This is a genomic window from Streptomyces caelestis (genome assembly GCF_014205255.1).
GTDB lineage: Bacteria > Actinomycetota > Actinomycetes > Streptomycetales > Streptomycetaceae > Streptomyces > Streptomyces caelestis.
Window position 1 is genome coordinate 4581388 of the sequence record NZ_JACHNE010000001.1, and the last position, 18826, is coordinate 4600213.

At 72.1% G+C, this 18826-nt stretch carries 18 protein-coding genes and 1 pseudogene; 7 read left to right on the forward strand and 12 right to left on the reverse strand.

All coding sequences use genetic code 11. The features are described 5' to 3' along the window. Positions 1–235: 235 nt before the first annotated feature. Positions 236–1249 carry a LysR family transcriptional regulator gene (locus HDA41_RS20850; RefSeq protein WP_184986038.1) on the reverse strand — a complete coding sequence of 338 codons (1014 nt, stop codon included), beginning with the start codon at positions 1247–1249 and terminating at the stop codon, positions 236–238. A gap of 85 nt (positions 1250–1334) precedes the next feature. Here HDA41_RS20850 and bla point away from each other — a divergent pair, with 85 nt between their 5' ends. The 3 genes and pseudogenes from bla (at position 1335) to HDA41_RS20865 (ending at position 3398) form a co-directional block, all read left to right on the forward strand. Further along, the gene (gene bla, locus HDA41_RS20855; protein ID WP_184986040.1) at positions 1335–2303 is read left to right on the forward strand and encodes a class A beta-lactamase; all 969 of its coding nucleotides are present in this window, start codon (positions 1335–1337) and stop codon (positions 2301–2303) included. A 25-nt stretch (positions 2304–2328) separates the two neighbouring features. Continuing rightward, positions 2329–2693: pseudogene (locus tag HDA41_RS20860) on the forward strand (DUF952 domain-containing protein). A gap of 21 nt (positions 2694–2714) precedes the next feature. Next, positions 2715–3398, forward strand: a complete 684-nt coding sequence (locus tag HDA41_RS20865) for a DUF4328 domain-containing protein (RefSeq protein WP_184986042.1) — start codon at positions 2715–2717, stop codon at positions 3396–3398. Positions 3399–3415: 17 nt separating this feature from the next. Here HDA41_RS20865 and HDA41_RS20870 read toward each other — a convergent pair whose 3' ends face one another. Both HDA41_RS20870 and HDA41_RS20875 read right to left on the reverse strand, forming a co-directional pair. Then, positions 3416–4294, reverse strand: coding sequence for a putative RNA methyltransferase (locus HDA41_RS20870; RefSeq protein ID WP_184986044.1), 879 nt, complete (start codon positions 4292–4294; stop codon positions 3416–3418). 193 nt (positions 4295–4487) lie between these two features. Beyond that, the gene (locus HDA41_RS20875) at positions 4488–6050 is read right to left on the reverse strand and encodes a right-handed parallel beta-helix repeat-containing protein (protein ID WP_184986046.1); all 1563 of its coding nucleotides are present in this window, start codon (positions 6048–6050) and stop codon (positions 4488–4490) included. 178 nt (positions 6051–6228) lie between these two features. On the opposite strand from HDA41_RS20875, the gene HDA41_RS20880 reads away from it, so the two are divergent. Both HDA41_RS20880 and HDA41_RS20885 read left to right on the forward strand, forming a co-directional pair. Then, entirely contained in the window at positions 6229–7239 is a 1011-nt protein-coding gene (locus HDA41_RS20880) for a cytochrome c oxidase assembly protein (RefSeq protein WP_184993605.1), read from the forward strand. After that, positions 7226–7627, forward strand: coding sequence for a class I SAM-dependent methyltransferase (locus HDA41_RS20885; RefSeq protein ID WP_230299472.1), 402 nt, complete (start codon positions 7226–7228; stop codon positions 7625–7627). Before HDA41_RS20880 ends, HDA41_RS20885 begins: the two co-directional genes overlap by 14 nt. 18 nt (positions 7628–7645) lie before the next feature. Here HDA41_RS20885 and HDA41_RS20890 read toward each other — a convergent pair whose 3' ends face one another. Next, the gene (locus HDA41_RS20890) at positions 7646–8860 is read right to left on the reverse strand and encodes an RNA-guided endonuclease InsQ/TnpB family protein (protein ID WP_184993603.1); all 1215 of its coding nucleotides are present in this window, start codon (positions 8858–8860) and stop codon (positions 7646–7648) included. A 230-nt stretch (positions 8861–9090) separates the two neighbouring features. Here HDA41_RS20890 and HDA41_RS20895 point away from each other — a divergent pair, with 230 nt between their 5' ends. Next, the gene (locus HDA41_RS20895) at positions 9091–9504 is read left to right on the forward strand and encodes a hypothetical protein (protein WP_376706804.1); all 414 of its coding nucleotides are present in this window, start codon (positions 9091–9093) and stop codon (positions 9502–9504) included. Here the strand turns inward: HDA41_RS20895 and HDA41_RS20900 are convergent. The 4 genes from HDA41_RS20900 to HDA41_RS20915 are packed head-to-tail and all read right to left on the reverse strand — an operon-like array spanning position 9477 to position 11497. Continuing rightward, on the reverse strand, positions 9477–10010 hold the full coding sequence (locus tag HDA41_RS20900; protein ID WP_221511571.1) for a hypothetical protein: 534 nt from the start codon (positions 10008–10010) through the stop codon (positions 9477–9479). The two genes, HDA41_RS20895 and HDA41_RS20900, sit on opposite strands and share 28 nt — an antisense overlap. After that, entirely contained in the window at positions 9994–10485 is a 492-nt protein-coding gene (locus HDA41_RS20905) for an RNA polymerase sigma factor (RefSeq protein ID WP_059420328.1), read from the reverse strand. Before HDA41_RS20905 ends, HDA41_RS20900 begins: the two co-directional genes overlap by 17 nt. Continuing rightward, positions 10482–11114, reverse strand: coding sequence for a class F sortase (locus HDA41_RS20910; protein ID WP_184986048.1), 633 nt, complete (start codon positions 11112–11114; stop codon positions 10482–10484). Before HDA41_RS20910 ends, HDA41_RS20905 begins: the two co-directional genes overlap by 4 nt. Beyond that, positions 11111–11497, reverse strand: coding sequence for a Tat pathway signal sequence domain protein (locus HDA41_RS20915; RefSeq protein ID WP_184986050.1), 387 nt, complete (start codon positions 11495–11497; stop codon positions 11111–11113). Before HDA41_RS20915 ends, HDA41_RS20910 begins: the two co-directional genes overlap by 4 nt. Positions 11498–11832: 335 nt before the next feature. On the opposite strand from HDA41_RS20915, the gene HDA41_RS20920 reads away from it, so the two are divergent. Further along, complete coding sequence (locus HDA41_RS20920) at positions 11833–12501, forward strand: hypothetical protein (protein WP_184986052.1); 669 nt, start codon at positions 11833–11835, stop codon at positions 12499–12501. 13 nt (positions 12502–12514) lie between these two features. Here HDA41_RS20920 and HDA41_RS20925 read toward each other — a convergent pair whose 3' ends face one another. From HDA41_RS20925 to HDA41_RS20940, 4 genes are all read right to left on the reverse strand, one after another. Next, positions 12515–13153 (reverse strand): response regulator, encoded by a 639-nt coding sequence (locus HDA41_RS20925; protein WP_184986054.1) that lies wholly within the window; start codon positions 13151–13153, stop codon positions 12515–12517. Further along, positions 13150–14355, reverse strand: a complete 1206-nt coding sequence (locus HDA41_RS20930) for a sensor histidine kinase (protein ID WP_184986056.1) — start codon at positions 14353–14355, stop codon at positions 13150–13152. The genes HDA41_RS20925 and HDA41_RS20930 overlap by 4 nt, the downstream gene beginning before the upstream one ends. A 5-nt stretch (positions 14356–14360) precedes the next feature. After that, on the reverse strand, positions 14361–16565 hold the full coding sequence (locus HDA41_RS20935) for an MMPL family transporter (RefSeq protein WP_184986058.1): 2205 nt from the start codon (positions 16563–16565) through the stop codon (positions 14361–14363). Between the two features lie 111 nt (positions 16566–16676). Next, entirely contained in the window at positions 16677–18659 is a 1983-nt protein-coding gene (locus tag HDA41_RS20940) for a glycoside hydrolase family 97 protein (protein WP_184986060.1), read from the reverse strand. Positions 18660–18826 lie beyond the last annotated feature (167 nt).

An 18826-nucleotide genomic window follows, 5' to 3' on the forward strand; every position in this document is an offset into this window, starting at 1 on the left:
GGTTTCGCCTCCAGGGCGAAAGACCGCCTACACCACCGGGTGGGCTGCGTGCCGTGCGTAGCGAGAACCAAGCACGCGCGACGCGCTGAGCGAGAACCAAGCCGGCGCACACCAACGCCTTCGGGCAACCGGGCAGGTTCCGTCCCGGCTGGTGCTGAGGGAGCAAGACCTCGCCGGTCGCTGACCGGTGGGGCTTCCTGAGCCAGGAACCCCCCTGCCTGGGCTGGGGGAGGGTTCAAAGCCAGTACTCCGATGCCGGGCGCAGGTGCAGCGGGCGGGAGGGCAGGTCGGGGGTCGCGCCGGCGGTGGTGCGCAGCGCGTGCGTGGCGGCCTCGGCGAACGCGGACACGGCGGCGTCCCCGCGCCCTGCCGGCCAGGCGACGGAGTGGCGCAGGGCCAGCGGGACGCCGGTGAGAGGCCGCCATACGACGCCCCCCTCGGTCCGTTCCGCATCCACGTCCGCCACGCCCTCCACGCCGTCTTCCGCGTGCCCGTGCGGCCCGTGCGTGTCCCGCGGGCTGAATGCCACCGCCTCCGTGGAGAGCACCAGTCCGCGTACGAAGCTGGTGCCCAGGGCGTGGCGTACGGCGGGCGGGGTGTAACCGTTGCGGGCGCAGGTGGTCAGGAGGTCGTCGTAGACCGCGGGGGCGCCGGCGCGGGGGAAGAGGATCAGGTCGTGGCCGGTGAGGGAGGCGAGCGGTACCTCGTCGAGCCCGGCCGCCGCCGCGCCGCGTGGCAGCAGCACGCCCAGTTCGCGCCGCAGTACCGGGCCCAGTTCGAGCCCCGAGACGTCACAGGGGTGGTGGATGAGCCCGACGTCCAGCTCGTGCGCGGCGAACCGTTCCAGTTGCTGGGCGGTGGACAGCTCGTGCAGCTCCAGTTCCAGGCCGTCCGTGCCCGCCCCGGTGAAACCCGCCAGGAGCGCGGCGACGGTCTCCCCGGAGAGGTCCGGCGGCAGCGCGGCACGCAGCAGGCCGGTCTCGCCGTCCCGGATGCGGCGCGCGGTGGCCATGAACGCCTCGGAGCGGGCGAGCACCTCCCGGGCCTCCGCCAGCAGCAGCGCCCCGGGCTCGGTGAGGGCCACCTGCCGGCTGGTGCGTTCGAAGAGCCGGACGCCCAGGTGCCGCTCCAGGCGCTGGATGCGCTGCGAGAGCGGCGGCTGGGCCATGCCCAGACGAGCCGCGGCACGGCCGAAGTGTGACTCTTCCGCAACAGCCACGAAGCACTCCAAGTGCCGTACCAGGTCCACGAGCAGGGAGCATATCCGTCTGGTATTGATCCGAGATCGATACGGGTCTTGGACAAGATGCCCGGGCCGCTGCTGTTCTCGGCGCATGGATCACCACGGGCCCTCCTCCTCCCGCCGCGCCTTCCTGGCCACCGCGGCGTTACTCCCCCTGGCCGGCTGCGGCACCGCCGGCCGGGACACCGACCCCGGCGCCGGCCGGACCACCACGACCGCCCGGCCCACCCCGCAGCCGGGCCGCCGCACCCCCGCCCCACCCGTCCACCGCCCGCGCCTGGCGGACCTGGAGCGCGAGTACGGCGCCCGCGTCGGCGTCTACGCCCTCGCGACCGGCACCGGCGCCACCGCGATCCACCGCGCCGACGAGCGCTTCGCGTTCTGCTCGGTCTTCAAGGCCCTGGCCGCGGCGGCGGTCCTGCACCACCGCTCCCTGGACGGCCTGGACCGGCGCGTCACCTATACGCGGGCCGACCTGAAGTCCACCACACCGGTCACCGGACGGCATGTCGCGACCGGCATGACCCTCCGTCAGCTCTGCGACGCCGCCGTCCGTTACAGCGACGGCGCGGCCGGCAACCTGCTCATGCGCGACCTCGGCGGCCCGGCGAAGCTCACCGCCTATCTGCGCGGACTCGGCGACACCGTCAGCCGCATGGACCACTACGAACCCGAACTGCACGACGTACGGCCGGGGGACCCCAGCGACACCACCACTCCCCGCGCGGTCGCCACCGACTTCCGCGAGCTGCTCCTGGGCACCGCCCTGCCCGCCGGCGAACGCGCCCTGCTGACGGACTGGCTCTCGCACAACGCCACCACGGTCGGCGCCCGCCGCATCCGGGCCGGACTCCCCAAGGGCTGGCAGGTGGCCGACAAGACCGGCACGGGCAACTACGGCAGGGCCAACGACATCGCGATCGTCCGCCCGCCCCGCACCGAACCGCTCGTCCTGGCCGTCATGACGGACCGGCCCGGCTACGACGCCGAACCCTCGGACGCCCTGATCGCCGAGGCCACCGCACGGACGATCACCGCCCTGGGCCTCTGGCGGCCCTGATCCCCCGGTGGCCTATAACGGGGCCATGATCTACCACTCTCTGCCGCTCACCGACTGGAACGCCGCCCCCGACGGTCCGTACGCCCCCGCCTCCCTGGCCGAGGAGGGCTTCGTGCACTGCTCACCGGACGAGCCGACCACGCTCACCGTCGTCAACGCCTTCTACCGGGACGCGCCCCGGCCCCTGCTCGTGCTCGCCCTGGACGAGACCCGCCTCACCGCGCGGGTGGAGTGGGAGGCGGCGGCCCCCGCCCCGCCGCCCGGCGTCGCCGAGGACACCCGGTTCCCGCACGTGTAGGCCCCCTCGACCGGGACGCCGTCGACCACGTCCTGGAGGTGCGGTGGGACGAGGAGGGCCGGGCGGTGGGACTGGTGGATACGAACGGGTGAGCGATACGACAGGATGACCGGGTGAGCGATCAGGAAACTCCCGTCACCGCCCAGGGCCCCGCCCTTCGCCCGGTCCGTGGCGCGGCCCGCTGCGCCGTCGCCGCGCTCGCCCTCGCCGCGCTGGCCTGGGTGGTCCGGGCGGTGTGGCACGTCCGGCTCGCCAGGACCGGGCAGCCGGCGTCCGGCCCGCCGGACCAGGGAGGCGGCGTGCACCGCCCGCTGACCGCCCTGGAGGACTCCTACGACCGGGTCAGCTCCGTGGGCGGCGCCGTCACGCTGCTCTGCGCGCTCGCGTTCCTGCTCTGGCTGGACCGCGTCCGCGACAACGCCCGTGCCCTCTCGGGCGCGGAACCGCGGTACGGATCCCCCTGGCTCTTCCTGGGCTGGATCGTCCCCGTCGTGAACCTGTGGATACCCCGGGGCATCGTCGCGGACGCTCACCGGTCCGTCTTCCCCGACCGGCGGCTGCCGGCCGTCGTGAACTGGTGGTGGGCTCTGTGGCTGGCCGGTCTGGCCGGTGGTGGGGGCCTCATCTACGCCGACTCCACGGACGGGGTCATCGCCCGCGCCTACACCGACGTCCTGCCCCTGCTCGCCGCCGACGTGGTGATCGTGGCGGCGGCCGGAACCGCCGCCCTCATGGTCCGCACGCTCACCACCGCGCAGCAGCAGCGCATGGACGAGACCGCACGGCCCGCCGCCTGACCTCGCCCGGCGTCCCGCTAACGCTCCCGAGGCCGGTACACCGACGCGACGAACGAGGCCGTCACCCGCACCGGCACCGCCAACTCCCCGATCCGGCGCCGCAGTTCCGCGCCCCCGACGTGGTGCGCGGCCGGGCTCATGGTCACCAGACCGGCGACGTCCTCGGCGCTGAGGCTCATGGTGTACTCCAGCGGCTCGGCGCGCTCGTGCCGGAAGCGGTCCGCCAGGGTCCGGCGCAGGCGTTCCTCCTTCCTGGGGTCGACCGCCAGCAGTCCCACGGACCGGCGCAGTTCGTGCAGGTGCCGGTCGCTGGGTGTGACGACGAGCAGGGCGCCGTCCGGCCGGAGGACACGGTGGAACTCCGGCCCGTTGCGGGGCGCGAAGACGTTGAGCACGAGGTGGGCGCAGTCGGACCGGACGGGCCACGGCTGCCACACGTCCCACCCGGCGGCATCGGCGCGGACGTGGGCGCGGGCCGCGGCGCGCAGGGCGTGGGCCGAACTGTCCAGCCCGAGCCCCATGGCCCCGGGGAGCGCGTCGAGGACCGACGCGAGGTAGTGGCCGGTGCCCGCCCCGGCGTCCAGCACGACGGCGTCGGGCGGGGCGAGTTCCGCGGCGAGTCCCGCGAGGGTGTGGGTGAGCGGGTCGTAGTGCCCGGCCCGGAGGAACGCGCCGCGGCACCTGACCATGTCGGCGGAGTCGGCGCTCGCGGCACGCCGGTGGCCGGTCAGCAGACTGACGTAGCCGTGGCGGGCGATGTCGAAGGTGTGCCGGGCCGCGCACCGCAGCGCGCCGTCGGCGCGCTCCAGGCCCGACAGGCACAGGGGGCAGGTCAGGACGGTCAGCAGCCGGTCGGAGGGCCGGCGCCGGCCGGTTCCCGGATGAGTGGTCGGCATGAGTGCTCCTCGACAGCCCGGCGGGGCAAGGGCCCTGCGGCCGAGCTGGATGCAGGCGGTGGACGGAGAGCCGTCGGCGTGCCCGCGGACGGCGGGCACGCCGAGGACGGCGACGTGACCTGGTCACGTCGCCGTCCTCACCGCGGTGTCAGAGGAAGCAGTGCGGGATGCCGTTGCATGCCATACGGCCAGGCTACCGGCTGCCCCCGAACGTCACGACGAGCCGCCCGTCCGAGGCGAACGACCAGCGCAGGGCCCCGGCGTAGGAGGAGCAGCGGGAGCCGTTGGAGCCGGACCAGAACTGGTTCGAGCTGTCGGAGTCGCCGATGATCCGGTCGTTCGACCCGCTGTCGCACGAGGTGTTGTTCCGGAACACCGACGTGCTGCCCGAGTCGAAGTTGAAGTTGCGCTGCTCGTTGCCGACGCTCACGTTGTCCGAGATCTGCATCGCGCCGGTGTTCCGGTTGTAGGTGAACCCGTGCTTGCCGTTCTGGTAGGCGATGCTGCGCCGGACGATGTGGTTGACGCCGATGTCCTCGCCGCCGAGCTTGTAGCCGTTGCGGTCGCCGTTGCCGGCCTGGGAGCCGTCGCTGAGGGTGCCGTTGTCGTAGGCGAGGGAGTCCTCGACGGTCACGGCGCCGATGGGGCCGGTGTCCGTCTTGGTGTAGAGGTCGTAGCCGTCGTCGATGTTGTGGTGGGCCACGGTGTAGCGGAAGACGTTGCCGGGGCCGACGGTGAGCTTCGGGGCGAAGCCGTCGGCGTCCTCGCCGTCGGAGTCGACGTTGTCGTGCGATTCCGCGCTCAGGATGAGGTTGTGGGACGGCCACTGGTCCTTGGGCGTGCTGGAGAGTGCCCGGGAGAGCTGGAGCCCCGAGTCGCGGTTGAAGCGGGTCACCGTGCGCTCGATGACGTTGTTGCTGCCGCCGACGAAGATGCCGTTGTCACCGGCCCGTTCGACGACGAGGCCCTTGACGTGCCAGTACGACGCGTTGACGGCGAGGCCGCGGTTGGCCGGGTCCTCGCTCTGGCCGGAGAAGTTCAGCACGGGCGTCTCGCCCGGGTAGGCGAACAGTTCCGTGCGGTCGCCCGACGTGCCGTTCCGGCCCGCCGGGATGGTGACGGTCTGGGAGTAGCGGTAGGTCCCGCCGCGCACGTAGATCGTGCCGCCGGCGGAGATGCGGCTGATCGCCGAGGTGAGCGTCGTCGGGTTCGACTCCGTGCCGGCCGCGCTGTCCGTGCCGCCCGGTGACACATACAGGACCGGGCCCGTGGGCTGCGGGTCGCTGCCGCTCGTCTCGACGTCGACGTAGTCGATGTTGGGCAGGCCGCCGGAGGTGGTCGGGGCGAGCCGGACGGTGTTGCTGCCCGACCGCAGCGGCACGGTGAGCGTCTTGGTCGCCCAGGTGTTCCAGGCGCCGGTGCCCTCGAAGGACGCCGTGCCGGCCGTCGTGCCGTTGACCACGAGGTTCGCGGCGCGTGCGGAGGTCGTGCCGTTGGCGAAGCGGACCTCGAGGGTCGCGGTGCCGGCGGCGGAGGCGGTCACGGTGAACTGCGCGTAGCCGCCGGTTGCGTTGTCGCCGTTGCAGAAGCCGCTGCCGGAGTATCCGGCCCAGTTCGACTCGATGGCGCCGGCGCAGACGGCCGGCGATGTCTCGGCCTCGTACCGGGTGGTCGCCGCCTGTGCCGTGGTCCCGGACAGCGCGACGAGGCTGCCGGCCAGGAGGCCGACGGACGCGATCACTGGTCTCAGGTGCATCGTTCGTCTCCAAGGGTGGTGACGGTGGCGGAACCCGGCCGGGGGTAAGCGCTTTCTGGCGAACGTAGAAGCTTGCCGTGGACGCGTCAATAGACTGGTACATGATCCTCATTCACACTCATGAACGAATGATCGGTGTCTCCTTAACTTCGACGGCTACCGTCCGCCCGTGAGCGAACTGTCGGCTGTGTACCTGCCGGAGCTGACCGCCGGGCGGCTGCTGGGCTCCTGGCGGCTGGATGTTCCCGCCCTGTTGCTGGTCGTCGTCCTCGGCGGGCTCTACGGCTGGGGTGTCGCACGCGTCCGCAACCGGGGCGGCTCCTGGCCGCTCGCGCGCCTCGCCGCGTTCTTCGTGCTCGGGCTGGGCGCGATCGTCGTGGCCACGATGTCCGGGCTCGCCGTCTACGACCGTGAACTGTTCTGGCCCGCCGCCGTGCAGAACGTCACCCTCGATCTGCTCGCGCCGCTGGGGCTCGCCCTCGGCGACCCGCTGCGACTCGCGGTCGAGGCGCTGCCGGAAGGCGGTGCGGGCCGCCTGCGGCGGGTCATGACCGGCCGGCTGGTCAGGACACTGACGTTCCCCCTCGTCAGCACGGCCTTGGTGCTGGCCACGGAACTGACCGTCTACTTCACGCCGTACTTCGCCACCGCGCTGCGCGTGGGCTGGCTGCACGAGCTGATGTATCTCCAGCTGCTGGCGGCCGGCTGCCTGTTCGTCCTGCCGGTGCTCACCCGCGAACAGGCGCTGCCCGCCTGGTGCACCCACCCCGTCCGGGCGGCCCTGGTCTTCCTGGACGGCATCGTCGACGCCCTCCCCGGGCTGGTCGTCATGACGCACGGCACCCTGATCGCGGGCGCCTGGTACCTGCACCACGCGCCGCCCTGGTCCCCCGACGTCCACCACGACCAGCAGATCGGCGGCGGTGCCATGCTCGGCATCGCCGAACTGACCGCCCTGCCCTTCCTGCTGGCCGTCCTCGCCCAGTGGGTCCGCGCCGAGCGCGCCCAGACGGCGGCACTGGACCGCCGGCTCGACGCCGAACTCACCCCTGCCGCACCGGAATTCGACCGGGGCCCGGCCACCGACCTGGTGCGGCCCTGGTGGGAGACCGAGAAGAGCGAGGTGGCGGAAAGGGTGCGACGGCAGGGGCACGACGCCGGGCAGGCTGACCCGTATGGCGACCTATGACACGCTCGGCGCGACCTACGCCCGGACACGGCGGCCCGACCCGCGGATCGCCGCGCGGATCCACGCCGTGCTCGGCGACGACATCGCGGACGTCCTCGACGTCGGAGCGGGCACCGGCTCCTACGAACCACCGGAGACGGTCCTCGCGGTCGAACCCAGCCGGGTCATGCTGGACCAGCGACCGCCGGGAGCCGCACCCGGCGTGCAGGCCGTCGCGGAACGCCTGCCGCTGCGGGACGACGCCGTCGACGCCGTGATGGCAGTGCTGACCGTCCACCACTGGTCCGACCCGGCGGCCGGGATCAGGGAACTGCGCCGGGTGGCCCGCCGCCGCGTCGTTGTCCTGACCTGGGACCAGGACGTCTTCCTTGAATGCTCCCCTCCCTGAAGGGAGAGGATTCCTGGCTCAGGCCGCCTCCTGGAGCAGCGCTCCAAGAGGTCTTACGCCCTCGGCACCAGCCGGGTTCAGACCAGCCCGGACGAGCATCACGCGGGCGGAGTTCTTGTCCCTGGAGGAGACGGCTCCGCACGTGGTGCAGGTGTAGGTGCGTTCGGACAGCGGAAGTGCGTGCTTGGTTCTCGCTCCGCACGATGCGCAGTCCATGGTGGTGTGCGCGGGGTGCACGAGGCGGACGTCCCGCCCGTGCTTGCGGCCCATCTCGATGAGAGCCTTCTTGGTAGCGCCGATGGCGGCGTCGGCGGCCTTGCGCGCCATCGATGTCCTGGCGAGGAACCTGGGACGGAAGTCCTCCACGGCGATGGCGTCGTGGTCGGTCACGACACGTTTGGCCCACTTGCGGCCGGTGTCCTGCCGCTGCCGGGCGACCTTCTTGTGCGCCTTCGCGCGCAGCTTCTTCGCTTCGCGGTAGCCCTTGGAGGCTGCTTGTCCCTTGGCGGGTTTGCGGCGGGCCATCATGCGGTCGTACCGCGACAGCTTCGCCTGGGCCTTCTTTCCGTGCTGTGCGTGGGGAAGGTCGTGGGCGTCCGAGGTGGTGGTGGCGGTCTCCTTCACGCCCCAGTCGATCCCGATCACCGCGCCAGTGGCGGGCAGCGGCTGGGCTTCGGCGGGTACGACGAACGAGGCGTACCAGCAGCCGACGCTGTCGCGGTACACGCGCACGCTGGACGGGGCGGCGGGCAGCTCGCGCGACCACACCACCGTCAGGACGATGCCGCCCGCGAGATGCAGACGGCCGTTCTTCAGCCGGAAGCCGCGGTTGGTGTAGTTCAGCGTCGGGTCGGCTTCGCGCTTCCTCTTCCACCTCGGCATCCCTGCCCGCTGCTTGAGGGGCAGGCGTTCTTTGATGTCCTTCTGCGCCTTCGCGCGGGCCTTGCCGAAGTCCCGGATGATCTGCTGTTGCGGCACCGAACTGCCCGCGCGCAGCCACGGCGTACGCTCGCGGGCCTCGGTCAGCATCTTGTCGAGCCCGGCCGGGCCGCACGTCTGCCTGTCCTCCGGGTGCGCCTTGTTGTGTACGTGCACGGCCCTGGACTTGGCCACGCACTCGTTCCAGACCCAACGGCAGCGGTCCCACTCGGCCAGCAGCGCGGCGTGGGCGGTTGACGACACACGCAGCCGGTAGGTGTACCGGGCACGCCCACCCTCACCGGCCTCCTTCACCACAGGCACGACACCACCCTCCCCCCGCGCTACGGCCCGCCCGGTCACCGCCTTCCACGACGAGACCATACGTACGACAGGCGTACACCCGTGCCCTCATCACTCCGCAGTCACCACAACCAGCGAACATGGGTGCATGTATTCGATTTCCCTGGCTCCGTCGACGGCCTTGCGGGCGCTCCGCGCCCCAGGAGACCGGACACGGCGACGCTCCGCGTCGCCGTCACGGGATGCGATTCCTCCCCGGCGTGAACGCCGGGGCATCCTCGCAAGAGTCAGGTGAACGGTTCTGGCTGGTACGGGAGTACCTCCCCGAGGCGGCCGCGTTCGACGACACGCGCGCCGTCCCCGTCGGCCGGCTGGCGGCCCTGCTCGGCGGCGCCCGGCAGGAGACGGTCCCCGTCCCCCACGACTGCACGGACGGTTTCGCCGCCGCGTACTGGCGCCGCCCCCACGCCTACCTCGACCCGCATGTGCGCGCCGGGATCTCCCTGCTCGCCCAGACCGGCGAGGACGTCATCGCCCCCGGCCTGGCCCGGCTCGCGGACGACCTGGCGAGCGGCCGCTGGCACGCCCGGCACGCCGGGCTGCTCGCGCTCGACACCGTCGACGTGGGCTACCGGCTGCTGGTGGCCGACCTCTGATCCGTGTCCGGCCCCGTCGCCGACGGGACCGGCCGCGCCGAGGTCGGTGCGGCCGACGGGGTGCGGGGCTCGGCCGTCGGGCTGTTCGCGTCGCCCGGGGTGTCGGGGCGGGGGTGGGTGGTGGCGGGCGCCGGGGCCTCGGACGGAGAGGCCGATGAAGGCGAAGGCGTCGGTGAAGGGGAATCCGCCGACGGATGCGGAGTCGGTGCCAGGGCCGGAGGCGCCGTGCTCGCGGGGGGCGGGGCCATCGGGACCGTCGGGGAACGGGCGGGCTCCGGGGCCGTCAGGCGCAGGGGGAGGGCGATGAGGGCGGCCGCCGCGCAGCACAGGGCCGCTCCTGCCGCGGCGCGCAGCACGCGGCGGCGGGTCGCCCTGCGGCGGACCGCCTCGTACTGGCCGGGCGGGGCGCCCAGGTAGTCGGGGGAGGAGGGCCGCAGGATCACGGCGAGCGGGTCGTCGGCACCGGACTCCCGGTCGTCCGGATCGTCGTCAAGACGTGTGGTCAAGGCTTCTCCTCAGGTGGACGCGGAGCAGTTCCCGGGCCGCGTGCAGGTCGGCCTTGACGGTTCCTTCCTTGCGCCCGGTCAGCACGGACACCTCCCGGATCGGCATGTCAGCGTAGTAGTGGAGGAGGATCGGGACGCGGAGTCGTTCCGGGAGCGACTGCACGAGCAGGCGCACCGACGGGTCGGCCTGCTCGGGGTGGGGCCGTACGGCCGCCTCCGAGGTGACGCGGTGCATGGCCCTGCGCTCGCGTTCCAGTTTGCGCCAGTGGTCCCGGACGAGGTTGGCCGCGGTGACGTAGAGGAAACCGCGGGGTTCCGCCACGGACGTCCAGCGGGCCCACAGCCGGGTGAACGCCTCCGAGGCGATCTCGTGGGCCGTCTCGTCGTCGTCGACGAGACGGCGGCACCAGCCGGCCAGGCGCGGGTAGAGGGCGGCGAACAGCTCGGACGCGGCCTTCTCACGGGACCGTTTCAACGCTCTCCAGAGGTGGGGGAGTCGGCGCCGCTCAGCGCCGCGAACACGATCACGTTGTCCGTGTATCCGTCGTCGGTGCGCGCTCCGCCGCACGTGATCAGCCGCAGCTCCGGGCGGTCCACGTTCCCGTAGACGTCGTCCACCGGGAAGCGGGTTCTGGGGACGGTCCGTACCGCCGTGACGGCGAACTCCGCCGCCGTGCCGTTCTCCAGGCGCGCCACGATCCGGTCGCCGCGGCGCAGCCGGACGAGGTGACGGAAGACGCCGTCGCCGTACCTGCCGACCGAGACGTGCCCGAGGATCACCGACGGGCCGGTCTGGCCCGGCGTCGGCGAGTGCCGGTACCAGCCCGCCCGGTCGTCCGCCGTGACCGGCGGCACCCGCACCGTGCCGTCCGGGGCCAGGCCCAGCCGGATGACCGGGGTGTCGACACCGATGGCCGGGACCAGCAGCCGGACCGGGACCGAACGGGCCAGGGGGCGCGCCCCCTCGGCCGGGACCGGCCGAGGGGAAGACTGCGGCCGTGGTGCGGTGGTTGAGGAGTCCGGCGTCGTCCCCTGGCCTGCGCATGCCGTGAGCAGCGACGCCAGCGCCGCCGTCGTGAACGCGCGCCTGGAGAACGGGGTCATGCCCCGGTCGCCCGGCGCCGCCGCACGACGAGGACCGTCCCGCCGCCCACGGCGAGCACCGCGGCGGCGCCCGCGCCGACCGCCGCTGAGCCGAGGCCGGAGTCGGAGGCCGAAGACGCCGACGTCACGCCGGTGTCGGGCGCGCCGCTCGGCACGACGGAGACCTGGTCCTCGGCCGGTGCCCGGGTCGGCTCGTCGTCCGGGACGGGGGTGGCGTCGGCCGGCGCGCGGGTCGGCTCGGCGCTGGCCTCCGGCCGCGGGGCGGACTCGGCGGCCGTCGGGGCCGGGCTCGGGGTCGCCGTCTCGCTCGCGAACGCGGGCCCGGTGCCCAGCAGTACGGCGGTGCCCGCGAGGGCCAGGGCGGTGAGGACGGTTCGGCGCATGGGAACGCTCTCCTTCGTCGGTCCCGCCCGGTGAAGGGCGGGGTGGGTGACGGGTCGTGCGGAGAGACGAGGCGGCCGGGGGACGGGTTGTAAAGAGATGGCAAAGTCCCGGGGGAGGAGGGGCGAGCGGGGAGGACGGGCGGATGCCCTGGTCCTCTCGGCAACGCCTCCACCGACAGGGCCGTGGAGGCGTACGGGCACCGGGGCGATACCTCGCCGCCCCCGGCCTCCGTGCCGGACGGTGGTGGGTCTGTTTCCGCGCCGGTACCAGGAAGCAGTGACCTCAGGTTCGAAAACCCGCTGTCCGCTTGCCCCGCACGCCACAATCTGGACGCATGGGAACCCGTGAAGCTCACCCGCGCGAAGCCGCACTGTGGCTACTCAGATGGCGATCACGTTCCGTCTGCGTCGTCTGGGCCCTGCTTCCTGGCATGATCGTCTGGGCCCCCCTGTGGATGATCTTCTTCAGTGGCCGACGGCTGACGATGTCGACGGACTACGCGGCAGTCGCCGCTGGGGCGATGGCCGCCATCTTGCTCATCGGGGTTGTCGAGATGCATCTCCTGACCTCCAGCGCGACGGAAATGCTGCGCAAGCGCCGTGGCGAGTGGCAGGAGTACCTGGGGGAACTTCGCCAGGGCAACAGCGCTTCGCCCCCGGACAACGGGCTGAAAGAGCCGCTGGAAGTCAGGGCCTGGGGGCGGGCCGCCTTCGGGTTTCTGTGGTTCATGGTGTCGTGTTTCCTATGCTGCATGCTCGTCCTGGTCAGTACCTGGGCTGCGGTCGAGGGGCAGGGCGAGGCTTCCTGGCTGGCATGGCTCTCGGCGTATGCGATCTGCTGCGGGGTGGCCACGCTGTTGCTGGGGGGATGGCTCAAGTACGCCCGCGATCTGCACGACGGGGCAAATCTCTTCGAGTCGATTGCCAGGCTCTCCGACCCTGACCTGGCCGAACAAGCTCGACGTGAGGGCCGTACCGGTTCGTTTCGGCGCGGCGACGAATGAGCAGGGCCAGCGTTCAAGGCCTGCGCAACAACCCCCGCTCCATCGCCACCACCACCGCCCTGGTGCGGTCGTTGACGTCGAGCTTGGCGAACAGACGGAGCAGATGCGTCTTCACCGTGGCCTCGGCGATGACGAGGCGACGGCCGATCTCGGCGTTGGTCAGGCCGTCCGCGACCGCGTTCAGGACGTCCTTCTCCCGGGCGGTGAGCGGGATCTGGGCGGGCTGGCGCATACGGGCGACCAGCCGCTCGGCGACCCGGGGCGCCAGCACCGTCTCGCCGCGCGCCGCCGCGCGGATCGCGTCGGCCAGTTGCTCACGGGTGGTGTCCTTGAGGAGGTAGCCGATCGCCCCGGCCTCCACCGCGCGCTCGATCTCCGCGTCGGTGTCGTACGTCGTCAGGATCAGCACCCGGGTGCGGGGGAAGCGCCGCACGATCTCGGTGGTCGTGGCCACCCCGTCCAGCACCGGCATCCGCAGGTCGACCAGGGCGACATCGGGCTCGTGGCGCTCGACGAGGCCGAGGGCCGCGCGGCCGTCGCCCGACTCGCCGACGATCTCGATGCCGGTCTCGGAGGCGAGGAGGGCCACCACCCCGGCCCGCATGACGGTGTGGTCGTCCACCACGATGACGCGGAGCGCTCCGCCGGTCATGCCGTCGCCCCGCTCTCCGCGGCGGGCAGCGGTATCAGCGCCAGCACCCGCGTCCCGTCGCCCACCGAACTCGTCACCGTCAGTCTCCCGCCCAGCTCCGCCAGCCGTTTGCGCATGCCGTCCAGGCCGAAGCCCGACGACGACTCCACCACGAACCCGGTCCCGTCGTCGGTGATTTCGAGCTCCACGCCGTACGGCTGCCGGGCCAGGACCACACCGACCGTGGAGGCGCGGGCGTGCTTGCGCACGTTGGCCAGGGACTCCTGGGTGCAGCGCAGCAGCGCGATCCGGGTCCGCTGGTCGCACTCCAGGTCCGCCAGGTCGGCGTCGACGGTCAGGCCGGTGTCCTCCGCGAAACGGTCCAGGGTCCGGCGCAGGGTCTGCGTCACCGAACCGGCGGCCGCCTGGCCGGGGCGCTGAGGCGAGCCGACCAGTTCCCGGGCCTCGGCGAGGTTCTCCCGGGCCGTCGACTCGATCGACCGCAACTGCTGGGCGCTGCGCGCCGGGTCGGAGTCGAGGCCGGCCCGGGCCGCCTCGGCGAGCACGATGATCGAGGCGAAGCCCTGTGCGAGGGTGTCGTGGATCTCCCGGGCCATCCGCTCCCGCTCGTCGGCCGCGCCCTGCCGCTTGTGGGCCTCGGACAACTCGGCCTGGGTCTCCTCCAGTTCGGTGATCAGCCTCGCCCGCTCGGCGCTCTGCCCGACCACCGAATGGGCCCACAGCCCGATCAGCGCCCCTACGGCGACGACGAGCACCGTGGACACGAGCGTCTCGGTGAAGAACTCCACCGTCCAGCCGTCCTGCCGCAGCACGCTCGCGGCCAGGGTGGCGGCCGTGGCGAGCCCCAGGAACGTCATCGAGGCCTTCGGTGTCCGCCCGAACATCCAGTAGTGCGGCAGCGTCACCATGAACAGCGCGGCGTAGTTGCCCCGCAGATACGCCAGCCCGCCCAGCGCGGCCACCAGCACCGACAGATAGACGTGGGGCCGTACGACGGGATTGGACGGGAAACGGTCCAGGACCGCGTACGACAGCACCACCCCGCCCAGCAGGGCCAGTGCCACGTACTTGCTCTCGCCGGGCCGGTCCATGGCGACCAGCCCGACGGCCATCACGGCGAACAGCAGCCAGCACACCGCGTTCCAGCGACGCAGTGACGTGGCCCATAAGGCGTCGGGGGCGGACCCGGCGAGAGCGGTCATACAGATCAACGTACGTCGACCACCGGGCGGGAGGGCGACCTTTTCTCCGGGGCGGCCGTCGCCCGGCGCACCGGGCGCGCGGGCCACCAACTCGCCTCGCCCAGCAGCAGCATCGCCGCGGGCAGCACCATCACCCGGACCACGAACGCGTCGATCAGTACGGCCGCCGCCAGGACGAAGCCCATCTGCTTCATTTCGATGATGTGCAGGAAGACGAAGCTCGTGAACACGGTCGTCATCACCACCGCCGCGCTGGTCACCACGCTCGCCGAGGAGCGGATCCCGTCGAGCACGGCCTGACGCGTGGGCACGCCCGCGAGCACCGCCTCCCGGATCCGGCTCACCACGAACACCTGGTAGTCCATCGAAAGACCGAAGAGGATCACGAAGAGGAACAGCGGTACGCGCGACCCGATCGACCCGGTGGACCGGAAGTCCAGCAGCCCCTCGGCCCACGTCCCCTGGAAGACCAGCACGAGCAGCCCCAGCGCCGCCGCGGCGGACAGCAGGTTCAGGGCGACACCGAGCAGTCCGAGCACCACCGAACGGAAGGCGTACACGGTCATCGCGAACGTCACCAGCAGCAACGCGCCCAGCACCAGGGGCAGTTTGCCGTTCTGGTGGGCGGGATAGTCGGCGTAGCGGGCGACATCGCCGGACACGCCGTACTCGGCGCCGGTGGTCCGGCCGACGGTCGCGGGCAGGAAGTCGTCCCGGAGTCGGTCCAGGGAGTCGTACGCCTCGTCGGAGTTGCCGAGGTGCGGCACCTTCAGTTCGAGGGTGCTGGTGCGCCCGTCGGCGGAGGACCGAATGCGCGAGGCGTCGGTGAACAGCGGGTCGGCCGCGGCCCGCCGGGCCACCTCCCGCAGCGCGTCGCCGACCTCCGCCGACCGCGAGGCATCGGCACGCACGACGACCTGGTGGGTCACCCGCTGCTCGGGAAACGCCTCGTTGAGCCGGTCGTAGACCTTCATCGCGGGGATGTCGCGGGAGTGCGTGTCCCGGCTCATCTCCGTGATCTTCAGTCCGGCCAGGGGGACGACGAGGGCGAGGAGCGCGACGACCGAGACGCACAGGGTCGCGAGGGGATGCCGGGCGGCGGGCCGCAGCAGAGCACTCCACACCCGGCCGCCGCCCGTGCCGCCTCGTACCCGCCGCGCCGGCTTTCCGCGTTCCGCCCGCCGCAGTGCCCGGCGTTCCGCCCGCCGCCCCAGCTTGACGAGCAGCGCGGGCAGGGCCGTCAGCGAGCTGGCCACCGCGACCAGGACGACCACGATGGTGCCGGTCGCGAGGGAGGAGAAGATCACGTCGGAGGCCAGGTACAGCGTCGCCGTGGAGGCGACCACCGCGAGCCCGGAGACCACGACCGCCCGGCCCGAGGTCGCGGCGGCCAGTTCCACCAGCGCCTCGGAGGAGAGCCGACCGCCGGAGCGGGCCCGTTCCTCCCGTTCGCGCTTGAGGTAGAAGAGCGTGTAGTCGACGCCGACCGCGAGACCGATCATCAGGATGACGTTCGTGCCGACCCCGGCGTCGGGCGACACGTGCGAGACGACCATCGACAGCCCGACCGCCGCCGCGATCGACGACAGCGCCAGCAGCAACGGCACCCCGGCCATGGTCACCGACCCGAACACCACCATCAGCGTGAGCAGGGTGACCGGCAGGGTGATCGCCTCGGACAGCGCCAGGTCGTCACTGCGCTGCCTGTCCACCCCCTTGCTGACGGACGGACTTCCGGTCTCCTCCAGCAGCAGCCCGGGGTGCTCCTTCTGCACCGCCGAGGTCTGCGCCACGAGGGCGTCGACCTTGTCCTTCGCGTCCCGCTCCTCGCCCTTCAGCGCCACCTCGACCATGAGGACGCGCCGGTCCTCGGAGAGCAACGGGTCGGCCACGCTCGCCACTTCGGGCAGCCGCCGCATCCGCTCGGTCAGGTCGTCCGCAGCGGCCCGGGCGGCGCCCTGGTCGAGGGCACCGCCCGAACGGGAGGAGATCAGCACCTGCTCGGCGGCCCTGCGCTCCAGATGCGCCTCGGCGGCCAGGGCCTCGGCGCGGCCGGCCTCGCCGACCCGGTAGTCCGCCGTCTTGGCACTGTTCGTGCCGACGGCACTGCCGACGCCCAGACACAGCGCCACGAACACCAGCCAGCCGACGATCGCCCGCCAGGGATGCCGCGCACTCCAGCGCGCCACCCGCACAGATAATGAGTTCATGCCCAAAAGCCTGGCTGAGCTGGGCAGTTGCCGGACAGAGGTACTCGGTTGAACCTGCCGTCCACCGGCCGGTGGACGAGGACCCTGGGGAAAACCCCACCCGCTGCGGGATCAGCTCGGCGTCAGGACGACCGCCTGGCCGCCCGCCGGCGCCATGGCCACGTCGAGTGTGTCGGCGGCGGTGACGGTCCGGGTGCTGACCACGACCGGGGTCCGGAACGGGCTGGTGCCCGGAGTGCCGTCGGCGTAGACGGTCGCCGTGTAGGTGCCGCTGCCGAGGAAGGACAGGGGCAGGGACAGCGTCCTGGACGACTCGTCGGTCATCGCGCCCAGGTACCAGGTGGAGCCGCTCCGACGGGCGACCGCGATGTACTCGCCGATCGCGCCGGCCAGGGTGCGGCTCTCGTCCCAGGTCACCGGCACGGCGTTGAACCACGGCAGGCCGGGCCAGTTGGCCGGGTTGCTGTACTTGGACGGCTTGTCGTACCAGAAGAGAAAGTTGAGGGGCTGGTAGTACACCGCGGCCATCGCCATCTGGTGGGCGTTGGTCGTCTTGTCGCGGGACTGGCCGTAGCAGATCGTGTAGTCCATCGGGCCGCCGATGTTGCGCGCGAACGGCAGCGTCACGTTGTGCGTGGCGGTCGGGAACTGCTCGTTGCCGCGTACGCCTTCCAGGCTGATCCAGTTCGGGTACGTCCGTTCGTAGCCGAACGGCCGGACGTCGTCGTGCATGTCGATCAGCAGCTCGTACCTGGCGGCCGTCTTCGCCCAGTCGATGATCTGGTTGGTCATGGACTGGGTGCCGTCGTTGATGAAGCCGAGCTTGATGCCCCGCACGCCCCAGCTCTTGTAGAGGGCGAAGAGGGAGTCCGCGTCGGTCAGCGCGAGCCGGTTGACGTAGAGGAAGAGGCCGATGCCCTTGCCCGTGGCGTACGAGATGACCGACGGCAGGTCGATGGCGGTGATCGGCCTGGTCGCGTCCGGGGTGGTGAACTCCGGGCCGTACCAGCCGGCGTCGTACTCGATGTACTCGATCCCCCGGGCCACGGCGAAGTCGACGCCCTGGAGCCCGGCGGCGGTGGAGAGCTCGCAGCGGAAGACCTTGCCCGGCTTGATCCAGGAGGTGTCGGCGAGGGCGTTCGGCGGGGCCAGGTTGAGTACCAGCTCGGCGTTGTCGACGAGCTCGGCGTGGGTGGCGCCGATCACCACCGCGCGCCAGGGCGTGGCGAAGGGCGTGGTGACGGTCGAGGCCGTCTCCACCGGGCCGGTGCCGCGGGCGGTGTGCTCCATCAGGAAGGCGGAGAGGGTGTGGGGCTCGCCGGCGACCGAACCGAGCATGAGCCGGGGGTAGTCCACCCGCGAGGACTCGCAGACGCAGGCGATGAGCCCGCTGGTGAGGGTGGCGGTGAGGGGAAGGTCGGTGAGCGGTCCGTTGTCCGTGCCGGCCGTGCCGGTGACCGGTATGGAACCCGGCGCGACCGGCTCGTAGGCGTTCTCGTCGCGGGCGCTGTAGACGGTGGTGCCGTCCGGGAAGACGAACGTCGTGAGCTCGTCGGCGACGGTGACGGTGCCCTCGTCGAGGAGGAGGTAGCGCAGCGCGACGCCGGTCTTGTAGGCGCGGGCCTGGACGCCGAAGCGGATGCCCGAGGCCCGGTCCTCCAGGTCCCAGCGCTGTTCCTGGTAGTGGTCGGTGACGGTCGCGTTGCGGCCGTAGACCGGGGTCCAGGTGGCGCGGTGGGTGCCGTACCGCTCCCTGATCACCCTGACGTCACGGCCGAGGACGGTGCCGTCGCCGAGCCTGAGGCCCAGGGCCGAGGTGCCGATCACCGTCCGGGCGTCGCGGCGGGCGGACCAGCGGAGCGCGCCGTCCACCAGGGACAGGGTGATGGAGGTGCCGCCCATGCGGGCGGTGACGCTCTCCGGGCGGCCCGGCCGGTCGTCCGCGGCGCGGGCCGGGCCGGTCGTGGCGATCCCGGTCGCGGCCAGCCCGGCGGTGACGGCCGCGCTCTTGAGCACGACCCGGCGGGACGCGGGGGCCGGGTGGCCGGCCGTTCTGCCCGCGGCGGGCTCTTCCCGTTCTCCCCAAGCTCTCATGGTGAGGGACCTTCCCCAGTGATGGGCAGTAAGAGGTAGTAACCGTTTTCCGCGAGTGCAGTTCTACGTGCCTGCGCAAGGTGGGTCAAGGGGTGGGAGCCGCAGGAACTGCTCTGGGAACACGCGAACACCCCGGGTTCCGGGCCTGGTGCGGCCCGGCACCCGGG

Coding starts and splice junctions, on each gene's coding strand:
- bla (WP_184986040.1), top strand. CDS start 1,335: ATGGATCACCACGGGCCCTCCTCCTCCCGCCGCGCCTTCCTGGCCACC.
- HDA41_RS20885 (WP_230299472.1), top strand. CDS start 7,226: ATGGCGACCTATGACACGCTCGGCGCGACCTACGCCCGGACACGGCGG.
- HDA41_RS20925 (WP_184986054.1), bottom strand. CDS start 13,153: ATGACCGGCGGAGCGCTCCGCGTCATCGTGGTGGACGACCACACCGTC.
- HDA41_RS20870 (WP_184986044.1), bottom strand. CDS start 4,294: ATGCCGACCACTCATCCGGGAACCGGCCGGCGCCGGCCCTCCGACCGG.
- HDA41_RS20875 (WP_184986046.1), bottom strand. CDS start 6,050: ATGCACCTGAGACCAGTGATCGCGTCCGTCGGCCTCCTGGCCGGCAGC.
- HDA41_RS20935 (WP_184986058.1), bottom strand. CDS start 16,565: ATGAACTCATTATCTGTGCGGGTGGCGCGCTGGAGTGCGCGGCATCCC.
- HDA41_RS20910 (WP_184986048.1), bottom strand. CDS start 11,114: ATGACCCCGTTCTCCAGGCGCGCGTTCACGACGGCGGCGCTGGCGTCG.
- HDA41_RS20920 (WP_184986052.1), top strand. CDS start 11,833: ATGGGAACCCGTGAAGCTCACCCGCGCGAAGCCGCACTGTGGCTACTC.
- HDA41_RS20915 (WP_184986050.1), bottom strand. CDS start 11,497: ATGCGCCGAACCGTCCTCACCGCCCTGGCCCTCGCGGGCACCGCCGTA.
- HDA41_RS20940 (WP_184986060.1), bottom strand. CDS start 18,659: ATGAGAGCTTGGGGAGAACGGGAAGAGCCCGCCGCGGGCAGAACGGCC.
- HDA41_RS20930 (WP_184986056.1), bottom strand. CDS start 14,355: ATGACCGCTCTCGCCGGGTCCGCCCCCGACGCCTTATGGGCCACGTCA.
- HDA41_RS20895 (WP_376706804.1), top strand. CDS start 9,091: ATGCGATTCCTCCCCGGCGTGAACGCCGGGGCATCCTCGCAAGAGTCA.